This window comes from Vibrio chemaguriensis (genome assembly GCF_012275705.1).
GTDB classification, from domain to species: Bacteria; Pseudomonadota; Gammaproteobacteria; order Enterobacterales; family Vibrionaceae; genus Vibrio; species Vibrio diabolicus.
Genome location: NZ_SHOE01000011.1, coordinates 78051 through 92497, shown reverse-complemented (window position 1 = coordinate 92497; position 14447 = coordinate 78051). Strand labels below are relative to the sequence as shown.

12 protein-coding genes are annotated in these 14447 nt (G+C 45.7%); 2 read left to right on the top strand and 10 right to left on the bottom strand.

Annotation, left to right across the window (positions count from 1 at the left end; all coding sequences use genetic code 11):
• Nucleotides 1-4: 4 nt before the first annotated feature.
• Nucleotides 5-1690 (top strand): alpha,alpha-phosphotrehalase, encoded by a 1686-nt coding sequence (gene treC / locus EX191_RS12355; protein ID WP_193447834.1) that lies wholly within the window; start codon nt 5-7, stop codon nt 1688-1690.
• 101 nt (nt 1691-1791) lie between these two features.
• On the opposite strand, the gene EX191_RS12350 is transcribed toward treC, so the two are convergent.
• The 3 genes from EX191_RS12350 to EX191_RS12340 all read right to left on the bottom strand — a co-directional run bounded on the left by EX191_RS12350 (nt 1792) and on the right by EX191_RS12340 (nt 5036).
• Entirely contained in the window at nt 1792-2691 is a 900-nt protein-coding gene (locus EX191_RS12350; RefSeq protein WP_193447833.1) for a hypothetical protein, read from the bottom strand.
• A gap of 131 nt (nt 2692-2822) precedes the next feature.
• Nucleotides 2823-4343 (bottom strand): winged helix-turn-helix domain-containing protein, encoded by a 1521-nt coding sequence (locus EX191_RS12345; protein ID WP_150916406.1) that lies wholly within the window; start codon nt 4341-4343, stop codon nt 2823-2825.
• Nucleotides 4344-4433: 90 nt separating this feature from the next.
• Complete coding sequence (locus EX191_RS12340) at nt 4434-5036, bottom strand: YitT family protein (RefSeq protein WP_031780204.1); 603 nt, start codon at nt 5034-5036, stop codon at nt 4434-4436.
• 347 nt (nt 5037-5383) lie between these two features.
• Between EX191_RS12340 and glyA the strand changes: the two genes are divergently transcribed.
• Nucleotides 5384-6634: a serine hydroxymethyltransferase gene (gene glyA / locus EX191_RS12335; protein WP_005391333.1), complete on the top strand. Its 1251-nt coding sequence runs from the start codon at nt 5384-5386 to the stop codon at nt 6632-6634.
• 461 nt (nt 6635-7095) lie between these two features.
• Here the strand turns inward: glyA and lipA are convergent, their stop codons facing one another.
• From lipA to mrdA, 7 genes are all read right to left on the bottom strand, one after another.
• A complete protein-coding gene (gene lipA / locus EX191_RS12330) occupies nt 7096-8061 on the bottom strand; it encodes a lipoyl synthase (RefSeq protein ID WP_193447832.1) in 966 nt (321 codons plus the stop codon).
• Nucleotides 8058-8720, bottom strand: a complete 663-nt coding sequence (gene lipB, locus EX191_RS12325) for a lipoyl(octanoyl) transferase LipB (RefSeq protein WP_005391320.1) — start codon at nt 8718-8720, stop codon at nt 8058-8060. Before lipB ends, lipA begins: the two co-directional genes overlap by 4 nt.
• Before the next feature lie 176 nt (nt 8721-8896).
• Nucleotides 8897-9175 carry a DUF493 family protein YbeD gene (gene ybeD / locus EX191_RS12320; RefSeq protein WP_005384135.1) on the bottom strand — a complete coding sequence of 93 codons (279 nt, stop codon included), beginning with the start codon at nt 9173-9175 and terminating at the stop codon, nt 8897-8899.
• 139 nt (nt 9176-9314) lie between these two features.
• Nucleotides 9315-10493, bottom strand: coding sequence for a serine hydrolase (locus EX191_RS12315; protein ID WP_012842069.1), 1179 nt, complete (start codon nt 10491-10493; stop codon nt 9315-9317).
• 90 nt (nt 10494-10583) lie between these two features.
• Nucleotides 10584-11387, bottom strand: coding sequence for a septal ring lytic transglycosylase RlpA family protein (locus EX191_RS12310; RefSeq protein ID WP_046874297.1), 804 nt, complete (start codon nt 11385-11387; stop codon nt 10584-10586).
• Between the two features lie 2 nt (nt 11388-11389).
• Nucleotides 11390-12511, bottom strand: a complete 1122-nt coding sequence (gene rodA, locus EX191_RS12305; protein ID WP_005391317.1) for a rod shape-determining protein RodA — start codon at nt 12509-12511, stop codon at nt 11390-11392.
• Entirely contained in the window at nt 12511-14427 is a 1917-nt protein-coding gene (mrdA, locus tag EX191_RS12300; RefSeq protein ID WP_005391316.1) for a penicillin-binding protein 2, read from the bottom strand. Before mrdA ends, rodA begins: the two co-directional genes overlap by 1 nt.
• Nucleotides 14428-14447 lie beyond the last annotated feature (20 nt).

Below are 14447 nucleotides of genomic sequence, written 5' to 3'. Positions count from 1 at the left end.
AGAAATGGCTATGACCAAGCATGATGAGAGCTGGTGGAAAACCGCAACCATCTATCAAATTTACCCAAAAAGCTTTTGTGACAGCGGCAGTAAAGGCACGGGCGACATTAAAGGGATCATTTCTAAACTGGATTATCTAAAACATCTCGGTGTGGATGCGATTTGGCTGACGCCAGTGTATCAGTCTCCAATGGTTGATAACGGTTACGATATTTCCGATTACTACGCGATCAACCCCGAGTTCGGCACTATGGAAGATTTCGATACCCTGTTGGCAGAGGCTCATCAGTTGGGCATTCGAATCATCATGGACATCGTGGTCAACCATACTTCGACAGAACACAAGTGGTTCCAATCGGCGTTAGGTGATAAAAACAGCCCTTACCGTGATTACTACATCTGGAAAGATCCGGTTGATGGCGTAGAGCCCAACAACTGGCAATCGAAGTTTGGAGGCAATGCTTGGGAATTGGATGAAGCGACAGGGCAGTACTACTTGCACCTTTTTGCTAAAGAGCAGGCGGATTTGAACTGGGAAAACCCAGTGGTGCGCGAAGAAGTCAAAGAAGTCATCAGCTTCTGGGCAGACAAAGGCGTGGATGGTTTCCGTCTTGATGTCATCAACCTGATTTCTAAACAACAAGATTTCCCAAGCGATGATATTGGCGATGGCCGTCGTTTCTATACTGATGGTCCTCGCGTGCACGAATATCTGCAAGAAATCAGCGAAGCCGTGTTTCAAAAATACGGCAGCGTGACGGTGGGTGAAATGTCTTCCACCACGCTAGAGCACTGCCAGCAATACTCTTCGCTAGACGGCAAAGAGCTATCCATGGTGTTCAACTTCCACCACCTGAAAGTCGATTATCCGAATGGTGAAAAATGGACCAAAGCGCCATTTGATTTCATTCAGTTAAAGCAGATCTTCAACCATTGGCAAACGGGCTTAAATGGCAAAGGGTGGGGCGCGCTGTTCTGGTGTAACCACGATCAACCTCGTGTGGTAAGCCGCTTAGGCGATGATAAACAATACCGCGTTGAATCTGCCAAGATGCTTGCGGCGTCTGTACACATGATGCAAGGCACACCTTATGTTTACCAAGGGGAAGAGATTGGCATGACCAACCCTGGTTACACGGAGATCAGCCAGTACCGCGACGTAGAAAGCACAAACATGTACGACATCATGGTCAACCGTGATGGCGTATCACACAAGGAGATGATGGCGATTTTGGCGCAGAAGTCGCGTGATAACTCACGTACGCCAATGCAATGGAACAGCCAAAAGCACGCCGGTTTTACCGAAGGCACACCGTGGCTTGAAGTGGCGCAGAACTACTCTGAAATCAACGCAGAAGCTGCGGTTGCTGATTTAAACTCGGTGTTCTATTTCTACAAACGTTTGATTGAGCTACGTAAACAGGTTTCGGTGATCACTGATGGCTGTTATGAAGATTTATTGCCAGAGCATCAACGCATTTTTGCTTACGCTCGCCAGAACGACAAACAAACGCTGCTGTGTATCAATAACTACTACGCTGAAGAGGTGGAATGCGTTCTGCCAGAACGTTTTGATATGAGTAAAGCGAAAAACTTGCTATCTAACTATCAAAACTCAGCGAGTGCAGTCGCGTCAAACCATCAAGTATTACGACCTTACGAAACTCGTATTTTATTGATAGAAGAATAAACTCGGGTGTCACCCCCTAAGATTGATGTTCGAGATAAAGGCTTTGGTGTGCTCCCCAAAGCCTTTTTTATTGAGATGCGAGATACTTGTGGAGTACAGGCTTATTTTGCTTCAATTGCTGTTAGCAGCACTTTCTCTTCATTGATTTGTACTTGTTGTACTTTTAGCAGTTCGATTTGCTCAATCAGACCTAAGCTCGGATTAAACCAACGTTCTGCTGAAGTGGCGAACTCCATTGAGTCCATATCATCGCAGTTTAGGTTGTAAGTATTCTCTTCTGTCAGGTACGCCGCTTCAATTGTCTTGCCTGAAATTGAGAACGTTTTACGTACGCCAGTCTCTCGGATTTGCTGTTGCCAAACCACTTGGCAAGATGCTGTCATTGGCAGGTTTTGTACCCACTCATGTTCTTCAAAACTGTCTAACAGGTGGTGTACTGCGTTGCCTGTAAGAGTTGTTTGCAGAGACATGGTTTCTTCACCGATATCAATATTCGGGCTTTTCTCTTTTACGTCGTTACCGTTCAGGCGGAAAATCGGGCTACTGTGCATTAGCATGGCAATAAACTGATTGCCAATAGAATAAACGTCGGTGACTTCATGAAGTGCACCATCAGAGCCTGCAAAATAAAGTGTATTGCTCTCTTCTTCGTTATTGAACTGTTCGTCAGAGTAGTAGAACTGTTGAGCGCCGTAGTTCACCAAGTCATTAACCAGCTGGATGATTGCCTCGCTGTTTGGGATTTGTGCCAATGCTGCCAATATTTGCTCGCTATCCATCGCTTGAAAGCTCAGCTTCATGTCACCTTCAGATTGGCCATCCAAGCTAAACGAGTAGCTAAGTTGTGTGTTTGTCTCGGGAGCGAAAATGGAGTTTTGAATCGCGATGTCGAAACTTTCTTGAGGCACTTTGTTTGGATTAGCGCTGCCAGAAGACGAACCTCCGCCACAGCCGTAAAGAGCCAGAGTTGCGGCTGCGATAAGCGTCATTTTGTTTAGCATGGTTTACATTCCTGATTGATAAGGCCGCTTCATGTTGGGCCGTTGCTTGAATGCGAGCATGCTAAGTTCAGTGAGATAAAAAGGGCAAAAAACAAAAGCTAATAGCGCTTAACGAAAGCTTAATTTTATATTTAGGTCTTTGTTTTATTTGGGCTTATTTCGTTAGCTACGTTGGTGCAATACTCATTGATGAGCGCTTTCCATCGGCTGATAATTTCTTGATCGGTCAAACTGACATGCAAAGTTTTCCATGGTTGAAGGCAAGTTTCTTTCGATTCTGATTGAGAAAGACGTTCAAATAATGTCTCGGAGGGTAAAACGCGCAGCAGTGCCACCAGTGATTCCATGTAGTTGAGACGGAACTGTTCGAGTTTGTTTTGTTTATAAGCGATGTGAGACACAAACGTATAAATCAGCGCGTTTTGAATGCGTGAGTCGCCATCTGGAGTAGTCAACAGAACTTTTGCTCGGTCTAGGTTACCTAGTTTGAAATGCAATACGCCCAACCAGAGGCTTAGCTCATCTGGCAAAACATCGAACGACGACTGCACTTGCGTCAAATACGCTTCCAGCTTTTGAGGCTCTTGCTCGTATAACGCGAGATGCCTTGCGGTTGTGATAGCTGCAAACTCATCAGCTTGTTGGAGAGGTTGGTTAGAAAAGACATTCTCAAACAGCATTTTTTGGTGAACGTCTGACAGCTGCCATGTGCTTGCCGAAGGTGCAGGCAAGTTGAAGTATTGCGCGACATCTGAGTGAATTTGGAAGATATCCGATTGTAGGTCGGATAAGCGCAGTGTGTATTCGTTGCGAAACGCCAGTTTCCCTGTCGCAGGATAAATAAGGTTCATCTGAGCTTTCAAGGTGCCTTGCTCTGCGCCGTCTTTTAACTCTATGTTGAGTTCGTAATCACTGGTCTGCATGTTTCGCGCGCCAGGGAAATACGGCGTATGACCGATAGGATCAAGAAAGTAACTGGGAGCGTCTTGGTTGGCGATGTCGGTGTATGGATATTCGACCTGTTGTTGCAGCAAGATGGCTTTGACCAGTATGCGATATTTTCTTGCTTGGGAGCCAATCGCATCGACACGGTTGAGCAGCAACTCGACTTTGGGGATAAGTAACTGATGACGTGTTTGCTGCGTTGAAATCTCTTGGCGTTGCCATAACAAGCTTGCGAGCGTCACGCTACAAACCACAAGTACGGCACATAAGCTATAAGCCAAAATCAGCTTGATGTTCTTACGGTTCGCAACTTGAGCTGTAATAGCACGTCGATGGTTTTTCGCTGGTGGCACTAAACGGATATTCGCTGGGTTTAGAAAGTAACCTTTGCGAGGATAAGTGACCAAGAGCTTAGTCGCATCGTACTCGGGGAGATGCTGTTGTAGCAGCGCACGTAAGGTGCTAATGCGGTTAGTGAGTACATTCTTAGAGATGAATTTGCTCTGCCAAATGGTTTCGATAATGGTATCGGCAGAGAGCGGATGTCCCACGCTTGTTAGCAGCAGCTCTAATAACTCAATGGTACGAGGTTCGAGATCAATCGCGACAGTGTCTTGATGAAGAGTTTGTGTCTTCGGATTATAGACCAACTCGCCAATCGCAATACAACTGTGAGTTTGTTTGGCTTGTTGCAAAAAATCGCGCATACCGCACCGCGTTATTTGGAAATGGCGAAATATTATATAGCGATTGGAGCGCGAAATCTTATAAATTGCGCTCCAATTATCATCAAAAGTTTATGAACCGTAGGTCACGGAATAGCGATGAGGCTTGTGGTTCATCGCTAACACGACATTCAGTGCAAACGCGCCCAAAATCGAAAGACCAATTACTTCTGGAGTGACAAAGAAGAATGACGCAAACAGGATGCACGCATCGATTGCCATTTGGCTTTTGCCAACTGAAATGCCAAATTTGTCCTGAATAAATAAACACAGCACGTTAAAGCCACCTAAGCTGGAGCGATGTCGGAACAAGATCAGCATACCGAGTCCCATTAAAAGCCCACCTGCGACGGCACAATAAACTTCATTTACCGATTCGAGCGAGATTAGCAAATAAAGATGATCGGCAAAGATAGAAACCAAAGCGCCAGAAATGGCACTATTAATGGCGAAATGACGGCCGAAGCGTTTCCATGCTAGCAAGTAAAAGGGACTGTTTGCTAAAAAGTACAGCACACCAAACGTAAAAGGTGTAAATTGGCTAATAAGCAGAGCCAATCCTGTCGTCCCCCCTGTTAGGAGGTTTGCGGATTGGAGAAAGAAAACGCCTTGAGCTACCAAAAAAGTACCCGTGAGAATCGCTATCCAGTCTTCTTTTAATGAGTGTTTTTCCATCAATGTTGCAGTCATTAGTGATAAATAAGGCGTGCATAGTAGTAAAAAGATGATCTTTTCGGTAGCTAGAGGGTAAAATTTACGGTAAACCTATGTAATTGCTGTTTTACAGGGTGTAAAGCACAAAATTGACAGGCAATAGATCGTCGTTATGCAATTGCAATGCGGGCGTGATACAGATTGCTTGCCATCATGAAAAAACTGCATGAGAAAAATTGTAAATTTCTCTTTATGACCCAGATCAAATTATGTAGAATGCGCGCCATTAGGGTGACGAAAACGTTTGCGTAGGGTCATTCAACAGTTTTTTTGCAACTTTCAGTACTAATCTGAGTCAGGAGATACAGATGCTTAAGCGTGATATGAACATCGCAGATTACGATGCGGAACTGTTCGCAGCTATCCAGGAAGAAACTCTTCGCCAGGAAGAACACATTGAACTTATCGCTTCTGAAAACTACACAAGCCCACGTGTAATGGAAGCGCAAGGTTCTCAGCTAACGAACAAATACGCTGAAGGCTACCCAGGCAAGCGTTACTACGGCGGTTGTGAGTACGTAGATAAAGCGGAACAACTTGCTATCGACCGTGCATGCAAACTGTTCGGTTGTGAATACGCGAACGTACAGCCTCACTCAGGTTCTCAAGCAAACAGCGCAGTTTACATGGCGCTTCTTAACCCAGGCGATACAGTTCTAGGCATGAGCCTAGCGCACGGTGGTCACCTGACTCACGGTTCTCCAGTTAACTTCTCTGGTAAGCACTACAACGTTATCCCTTACGGTATCGATGAAGCGGGTCAAATTAACTACGACGAGATGGAACAGCTAGCGCTTGAGCACAAGCCTAAGATGATCATCGGTGGTTTCTCTGCTTACTCGCAAATCGTTGATTGGAAGCGCATGCGTGAAATCGCGGACAAAGTAGATGCTTACCTTTTCGTTGATATGGCGCACGTAGCGGGTCTTATCGCAGCAGGCGAATACCCAACACCTGTTCCACACGCTCACGTGGTAACAACAACGACGCACAAAACACTAGCAGGTCCTCGCGGTGGTCTTATCTTGTCAAATGCTGGCGAAGATATGTACAAGAAATTGAACTCAGCAGTGTTCCCTGGTGGTCAAGGTGGCCCTCTAATGCACGTTATCGCCGGTAAAGCAGTCGCGTTCAAAGAAGCGATGGAGCCAGAGTTCAAAGCTTACCAAGCTCGCGTAGTGAAAAACGCAAAAGCAATGGTTGGTCAATTCCAAGAGCGTGGCTACAAAATCGTATCTAACGGCACAGAAAACCACTTGTTCCTTGTGGACCTGATCGACAAAGACATCACTGGTAAAGATGCAGACGCGGCACTAGGTGCAGCAAACATCACAGTGAACAAAAACTCAGTACCAAATGACCCACGCAGCCCATTCGTAACGTCTGGTATCCGTGTTGGTACGCCAGCGATCACTCGCCGTGGCTTCACTGAAGAAGACGCAAAAGAGCTAGCAAACTGGATGTGTGACGTTCTAGATAACATCGGCAACGAAGAAGTTATCGAAGCGACTAAACAGAAAGTGCTCGAAATTTGTAAGCGTCTACCGGTTTACGCCTAACTGTTCTTCATAGAATGAGTCAATTTCGGTGTCGAACATACTCACTTGCTCGCGCAAACTCCGTGTGTTCTCCTAGAACTCGACTCGTCTATTTTGAACATTGATACACTAAAGGTCCTCAATGGAGGGCCTTTTTGTTTGTCTGGCGTTTGGAATGAGATATAGCGAAGAGTGTGTGATAAGGGGATGGCTACCAACACTGTCTCTTTTCAATATATTCAAACCACGTCATTCCGACGAGCCTAGGCGAGATCAGGAATCTTGTTGAGGCACACTCTTTTACTCAGAGTTTCCCTAAAAATCATCAGTACTCTGAAAACTGATTCTGAATCACGCTCGTTCCTCGCTGTTCAGAATGACGGTGGTAGAATGGCTTTTTATCATCATTTGCCAGATACAAAAAAGGTTGGCACTGAGCCAACCTTTCTTTTCAAAACAAGCTTTTCAAAACAAGCGAGAGCTTATTTAATCTCGATACCTTGAGCCTGCATATCGGCATGGTAAGAAGAGCGAACAAATGGACCACACGCTGCGTGCGTGAAGCCAAGCTCTAGTGCAACTTCTTTTAGCTCGTCAAACTCTGATGGCGGAACGTAACGCTCTACTGGCAAGTGGTGACGGCTTGGCGCTAAGTACTGACCTAGAGTCAGCATCGTTACGCCGTGTGCGCGTAGATCTTTCAGTACTTCGATGATTTCTTCTTTGGTTTCACCAAGACCCATCATCAAACCAGATTTGGTCGGTACATCTGGATGCTGCTCTTTGAACTTCTTAAGAAGCTCCAGCGACCACTTGTAGTTTGCACCTGGGCGAGCTTTACGGTAAAGACGTGGCGCTGTTTCTAGGTTGTGGTTGAAGACATCTGGCGGGTTATCTTTCATTAGATCAAGCGCTACGTCCATACGACCACGGAAGTCAGGAACCAGAGTTTCAATCTTAATATGCGGGTTCAACGCACGGATCTCGCGGTTACAGTCGACAAAGTGCTGTGCACCACCATCACGCAGATCGTCACGGTCTACAGAAGTGATTACTACGTATTTCAGCTTCATATCTGCGATGGTTTTCGCCAGTTTTTGAGGCTCTTCTGCTTCCGGTGGTAATGGGCGGCCATGAGCAACGTCACAGAAAGGACAACGACGAGTACAAATGGCACCTAGGATCATGAAGGTAGCAGTACCGTGGTTAAAACATTCCGCTAGGTTAGGGCAAGATGCTTCTTCACATACGGAGTGAAGTTTATTCTTGCGCATCGCCGCCTTGATGTCTTGAATTCGTTGGCTGTCGGCTGGTAGCTTGATCTTCATCCAATCAGGCTTACGTAGCACTTCTTTCTGCTCTGTAGGCATGTTCTTTACGGGAATCAATGCCATTTTATCGGCGTCACGATATTTAACGCCTTTTTCCATCTGGATTGGTTTGCTCATGCTTTATTACCTTGAGAAGGTGCTTCTGTGCTGAATTCTACTTGCTCATAGTCGAGCAAAGTAACGAGTTCTTCTATTAATTGTTTTTCTACGGCTTCTACATTGTCTGGGCCGCCAAATTGGCTGACCTGAACCATTTCCATACCTTCATAACCACAAGGGTTAATACGCAGAAACGGTGTTAAATCCATATTTACGTTCAAGGCTAAGCCATGAAACGAGCATCCTTTACGAATGCGTAAACCGAGAGAGCATATTTTTTTACCGTCAACGTAAACGCCTGGTGCGTCAGGTCGCGCGGCCGAATCGATATTGTATGCTTTTAGCGTGTTGATCACGAGGTTCTCGATAGTGGTAACGAGATCTCGTACACCTAATTTTTTGCGGCGTAAGTTGATCAAGAAATAGGCGACCAACTGACCAGGGCCATGATACGTAACCTGGCCTCCGCGATCACTTTGTACAACAGGAATGTCACCAGTGTTAATAAGGTGCTCAGCTTTACCTGCCTGACCTTGCGTAAATACTGGGTTATGTTCTACCAACCAGACTTCATCAGGGGTTTCTTCTGTGCGTTGGTCGGTGAACTCATGCATCGCCTTCCATACAGGCTCATAGTCTTGGCGGCCAAGTCGTTTTACAACAAGTTGGTGTTGCATGGGAATTCCTGTTGCTAATATATAAAGTTTTTGGATTATAAACCGGATAACCCTGATGCTCTACCGCTGAGTAACAGATTTTTAACTGAAAGCGATGTAAAGTTTTGTTATCTGGTTGATAAATAAAAAGAAAGCAGCCGAAGCTGCTTTCAAAAAAAATTTAATCTATCAAAAAATTATAGAACCATGCGCACGATGTCAATTTCACCTAACTCTTTGTATAGCGTCTCAACTTGCTCGATAGACGTTGCAGTGATGTTGATTGATACCGAGTGGTAGTTGCCCTTAGCACTTGGTTTAACGGTCGGGCTGTAGTCACCTGGAGCATGGCGCTGAATAACTTCAAGAACAAGCTCTGGAAGTTCAGGCTTTGCATGACCCATTACCTTGTAAGTAAATGAACAAGGGAACTCAAGCAGGTCTTTTAATTTTGCATCAGAGTTGATGGTTAGCATATCGATAACTCCAGTAGATATTCGTTGCGGTGCGAAATAGTACAGTCAAATTAGGGGGAACTCAAGACGAGGATCTCAAACTTAAAAAGCCGCCCTTTCAGGCGGCTTTGCGAATAAGTTTGCTACTCTAACGTTCTTCTTAGAAGAAGCTCTTGAATAACAATACGATGTAATCCCACATGCGGCTAAATAGACTACCTTGCTCTACGGTTTCTAGTGCCATTAGTGGGTATTCGGCAATATCTTCACCATCGATCTGATAGTATAGCTTACCAACTACATCACCTTTATTAATTGGGGCTTCTAGCTCTTTTTCAAGGACGAAGCTGGCTTTTAGGTTTTTCGCTTCACCACGTGGTAGTGTTACGTAAGTATCTTGGTCAAGGCCCAACGCTACAGTGTCTTTGTTACCCATCCACACTTTTTCTTCAACGAACGTTTCACCTGCTTTGTGCGGCGCTACTGTTTCGAAGAAACGGAAGCCGTAGCTTAGTAGCTTTTTGCTTTCTGACTTACGAGCATTGGCATCTTTAGTGCCCATTACGACCGCAACCAAACGCATTTGGCCTTCAGTTGCTGAACTTACTAGGCTGTAACCTGCATTGCTTGTGTGACCCGTTTTGATGCCATCAACGTTCATACTCTTGTCCCAAAGTAGACCGTTACGGTTGTATTGGGTGATGCCGTTGTAAGTAAATTTCTTCTCTGAGTACACGCGGTACTCATTTGGTACGTCACGGATCAGGGCCTTACCTAGCAATGCCATGTCGTATGGTGTCGAGTACAGCTCGGCGTTATCTAGACCATGAACGTTGGCAAAGTGCGAGTTCGTCATACCTAGTGTGTTGGCCCAAGCGTTCATTAGGTCAACAAACGCATCTTCTGAGCCTGCAATGTGTTCAGCCATCGCTACACAGGCATCGTTACCAGACTGGACAATGATACCGCGGTTTAGGTCACGTACTTTTACAGTTGTGCCTACTTCAATGAACATTTTTGATGATTCAGGGAAGTTTTTCGCCCATGCATTTTTACTGATGGTGACATCGTCATCTTCTGAGATATTACCACGCGCTAGTTCTTGGCCGATTACGTAGCTGGTCATCATCTTAGTCAGACTAGCTGGAGACAATTTTGTGTTCATCTCTTTCTCTGCCAGTACTTTACCTGAATGGTAATCCATCAGTACGTAGCCCTTCGCAGCGATTTGAGGGGCATCTGGAACAACGATAGGTGATGCAAGAGCAGATTGAGCGAAAGTTGCAGAAAGGGCAACCGAAGAAACGAGAATAGATTTCACAAACTTATTTTTATTCATGGTAATTCAAATTTTTGGGTTAACTGCGGACATCTTATCAGAATCCCCAGCTATGTAAGAGGGGATCGAGGAGAAATTCATGACACTAGGTCATTTGGCAGTGTTGTGTTTTTTAATAAATGCAGACGAATAGCCGAGCAACTTTACTTTATCTAGAGTGGCTTGCGTCAGGGAATAGTCAGTAAATGGCCCTAACAACAAGCGATAAGACTCTTTCGCATTTTCTAGGAAAGTTTCTGTATCCAGTTTTTGACCAAGCTCTGTCCCTAAAGTTCGTGCGCGTTCTTCATTTTTTGATGATGCCACCTGAATAACGTACTTAGGGTGCGCTTCTAAAGATTTTTTATCCGTGGGCTGATTGATACTGATTACTTCAATTTCCACGTTCGCTGTACCTGTTTTTATCACATCTAACTTATGTGCTGCGGCATAGCTTAAATCGATAATACGGCCATCGTGAAACGGGCCTCGGTCATTAACTCGTACTACGGTAGTTTTGCCGTTGTCAGTGTTGGTGACTTTTACGTAACTCGGTAACGGTAGCGTTTTATGAGCCGCTGTCATTGAGTACATGTCATAGATTTCGCCATTAGAAGTCAAATGACCTTGGAACTTCTTCCCATACCAAGATGCGCGGCCTTTTTCTTTAAAGCCTTTGGCATCGCGAACTATTTTGTAGTCTTTGCCACGCAAGTGGTAATCTTTGTTCCCACCTAGGCTGTACGGTTCATATTTAGGGTGCGCATCCTCGATGTGTTCGACTGAAAGCGGTGTATCCGGTGCAACATCGGATTCGAGTTCGTAACGGCCTTCTTGTTCTTTTTGGCTAGTTGATGAACAGCCTGCCAAAATAAGAGCAGAGAAAACCAAGGAATATAAAGCGCGTTTTTGCATGTCTAGGTCGCCTTAGAGAATGCTTTTCGGTGCGTATGAATTGACATCAGAATACCAAAGCCAGCCATCAAGGTTACCATTGATGTGCCGCCATAACTAATGAGTGGCAACGGTACACCTACTACAGGTAGGATGCCACTTACCATGCCAATATTTACAAAAATATACACGAAGAAGCTGAGTACAATACTGCCTGCCATCATTCGTCCAAATGCAGTTTGCGCTTGGCTGGCGAGGTATAAACCTCGTCCAATAATAAATAGATAGATGGCTAAAAGGCAAAGGAAGCCAATCATACCCCATTCTTCAGCAATTACTGCAAAGATAAAGTCAGTGTGTCGTTCAGGAAGAAATTCCAGTTGTGATTGAGTGCCTTGCAACCAACCTTTGCCTGAAATACCACCAGAGCCAATCGCGATTTTACTCTGAATAATGTGGTAGCCCGCACCAAGCGGATCTGACTCTGGGTTAAACAGAGTACGTACGCGAACTTTTTGGTATTCGCGCATCAAGAAGAACCACAAAATCGGAATGAAACCACCGAGTGCGATGGCGGCACCAGCGATGATTTTCCAACTAATGCCCGCGAGGAAGATAACAAAAATACCGGAAGCGGCGATTAGGATAGAGGTCCCTAAGTCAGGCTGTTTTGCAATGAGGATGGTTGGTAAGCAGACCATAATCAGTGCAACGATGAGTGTTTTTAGCGTTGGCGGAAGGGGCTGTCGACCAACATAGCGTGCCACCATTAATGGCACCGCGAGCTTCAATAACTCGGAAGGTTGAAAGCGCACAAAACCGAGGTTAAGCCAACGCTGTGCGCCTTTCGAGGCTTCACCGAAAAACAGCACGCCAAAGAGCAGTATGACGCCGCCGACGAACATCAAAGGTGCCAAGCTCTCGTAGGTTCGTGGAGAAAGCTGCGCAAGAACGATCATCACAACGAGTGAAAGCACCATCCGCATAGCTTGGCGATCCATCATTAGTAAACTTTGGCCACTAGCGCTGTACATGATCACCAGGCCAAACCCCATCAGGGCCAGTATGCCAAGTAGGAGTGGTAAGTCGATATGGAAGCGTTCAAACAGGGCGCGATTTTTACCTGTAGAGGGATCCATCTTCATTACTGTTTTACCTCTTTCTTCGCATTGTTTTCAGGCTCAATTTCTTCTGGGCCTAGAACGACTCGGTCAAAAATTTTCCTTACTACTGGGGCACCGTTGCTAGAACCACCGCCGGCGTTTTCTAGTACTACAGTGACGACCACTTTAGGATCATCAAATGGTGCAAAGCCAGTAAATAACGCATGGTCACGTAAGTGCTCGGCGATCTCATCGGCGTTGTACTCTTCGTTTTCACCCAGACCGAAGACCTGTGCAGTACCTGATTTACCCGCTGTTTGATAACTCATTTTGTAGAATGAGCGGCGAGCTGTTCCGCGCGTGCCATGGTTTACCCGACGCATGCCTTCTTTCGCCATATCCCAGTACTTTTTCGGTACATTCTTGATTGGCGGGTAAGTCACGTATTCTGTTGTTTGTTGTTCTTCGAAGTCGTTGCCGTTCTCTATCGTCGCTTTGAGCAAGTGAGGTGCGATAACTTCTCCCTCATTTACTAATACGGAGGTCGCTTTGGCGATTTGCATTGGTGTTGCTGTCCAATAACCTTGGCCGATACCCACAGGGATCGTATCGCCTTTGTACCACGGGGTTTTATGGCGAGACATTTTCCAGTCACGAGTCGGCATATTCGCCTTACTTTCTTCGTAGATATCGATGCCAGTGTAATCACCAAAACCGAACATCATCATCCAATTTGAAATACGGTCAATACCCATGTCATAAGCGATTTGATAGTAGAAGGTATCAACAGACTCTTCGATCGACTTAATGATATCGACGCGTCCGTGTCCCCAACGCAACCAGTCACGGAATGGGCGTGTGTTGGAATTTGGTATGCGCCAATAACCTGGATCATTTCGCGTAGTGTTCGGTGTGACGACACCTTCTTGTAGCGCGGCTACCGCCATAAATGGTTTGATGGTAGACGCGGGTGGATAAATGCCAAGTGTAGTACGGTTGACCAAAGGACGGTTTTTATCGTTCAAAAGGGCGCGGTAGTCTTTACCCGAGATTCCGTGCACGAACGAGTTAGGGTCGTAGCTAGGGCTTGAAACCATAGCCAGTACGCCGTTGTCTCTAGGATCGATCACTACAGCACTGCCTCGGCGGCCATCCAATAATTGGTGTACGTACAGCTGCAAGTTGATATCAAGGTTTAAAACGATGTCTTTTCCGGGTACAGGTGGAACGTACTTTAACGTACGAATTACTCGGCCGCGGCTGTTTACCTCGACTTCTTGATATCCGGCCGTACCGTGTAAGAGGTCTTCGTAGTATTTTTCGATACCCAGCTTACCAATGTCGCGAGTGGCTTGATAGTTTGCGTCTTTTTCTTCACGGATCAGGCGCTGCATGTCGCGATCATTGATTCGAGAAACGTAACCAATCACGTGGGTTAAGACTTCGCTGAAAGGGTAATAGCGCTTTAAGGTCGCACTTATTTCTACACCAGGAAAGCGGTACTGATTGACGGAGAATACCGCTACTTGTTTTTCGTTCAGTTGGGTAAGCAGTGGGACCGACTTAAATCGACGAGTCCGTTTACGCTCTTGGTGGAAACGTTCAATCTGATCTGGGGTAATTTCCAGAATGGTTTGTAGTTCTTGGATGGTTGCATCAATGTCTTTAATTTTTTCTGGAGTCAGTTCTAAGTTAAAGACGGGACGGTTCTCTGCCAGTAAAACACCATTTCGATCATAAATCAGACCTCGGTTAGGCGCGATAGGCACCACTTTGATGCGGTTATCGTTCGAGCGGGTTTGATAATCTTGAAACTGGTTCACCTGAATGTTGTACATGTTGGCGACCAGAGCTCCCATCAAGAGAACAATACCGATAAAAGCGACAATAGCGCGGCTGGCAAACAGACGCGCTTCGGCTTGATAATCTCGGATTTGACTGCGGCGCTTACGAATCATTAACGCTTGGCTCTAAAGTT

What these genes read in the sequence shown, in the direction of transcription:
- treC (WP_193447834.1), top strand. Translation starts at nt 5, where the DNA reads ATGGCTATGACCAAGCATGATGAGAGCTGGTGGAAAACCGCAACCATC.
- EX191_RS12350 (WP_193447833.1), bottom strand. Translation starts at nt 2,691, where the DNA reads ATGCTAAACAAAATGACGCTTATCGCAGCCGCAACTCTGGCTCTTTAC.
- EX191_RS12345 (WP_150916406.1), bottom strand. Translation starts at nt 4,343, where the DNA reads ATGCGCGATTTTTTGCAACAAGCCAAACAAACTCACAGTTGTATTGCG.
- EX191_RS12340 (WP_031780204.1), bottom strand. Translation starts at nt 5,036, where the DNA reads ATGGAAAAACACTCATTAAAAGAAGACTGGATAGCGATTCTCACGGGT.
- glyA (WP_005391333.1), top strand. Translation starts at nt 5,384, where the DNA reads ATGCTTAAGCGTGATATGAACATCGCAGATTACGATGCGGAACTGTTC.
- lipA (WP_193447832.1), bottom strand. Translation starts at nt 8,061, where the DNA reads ATGAGCAAACCAATCCAGATGGAAAAAGGCGTTAAATATCGTGACGCC.
- lipB (WP_005391320.1), bottom strand. Translation starts at nt 8,720, where the DNA reads ATGCAACACCAACTTGTTGTAAAACGACTTGGCCGCCAAGACTATGAG.
- ybeD (WP_005384135.1), bottom strand. Translation starts at nt 9,175, where the DNA reads ATGCTAACCATCAACTCTGATGCAAAATTAAAAGACCTGCTTGAGTTC.
- EX191_RS12315 (WP_012842069.1), bottom strand. Translation starts at nt 10,493, where the DNA reads ATGAATAAAAATAAGTTTGTGAAATCTATTCTCGTTTCTTCGGTTGCC.
- EX191_RS12310 (WP_046874297.1), bottom strand. Translation starts at nt 11,387, where the DNA reads ATGCAAAAACGCGCTTTATATTCCTTGGTTTTCTCTGCTCTTATTTTG.
- rodA (WP_005391317.1), bottom strand. Translation starts at nt 12,511, where the DNA reads ATGAAGATGGATCCCTCTACAGGTAAAAATCGCGCCCTGTTTGAACGC.
- mrdA (WP_005391316.1), bottom strand. Translation starts at nt 14,427, where the DNA reads ATGATTCGTAAGCGCCGCAGTCAAATCCGAGATTATCAAGCCGAAGCG.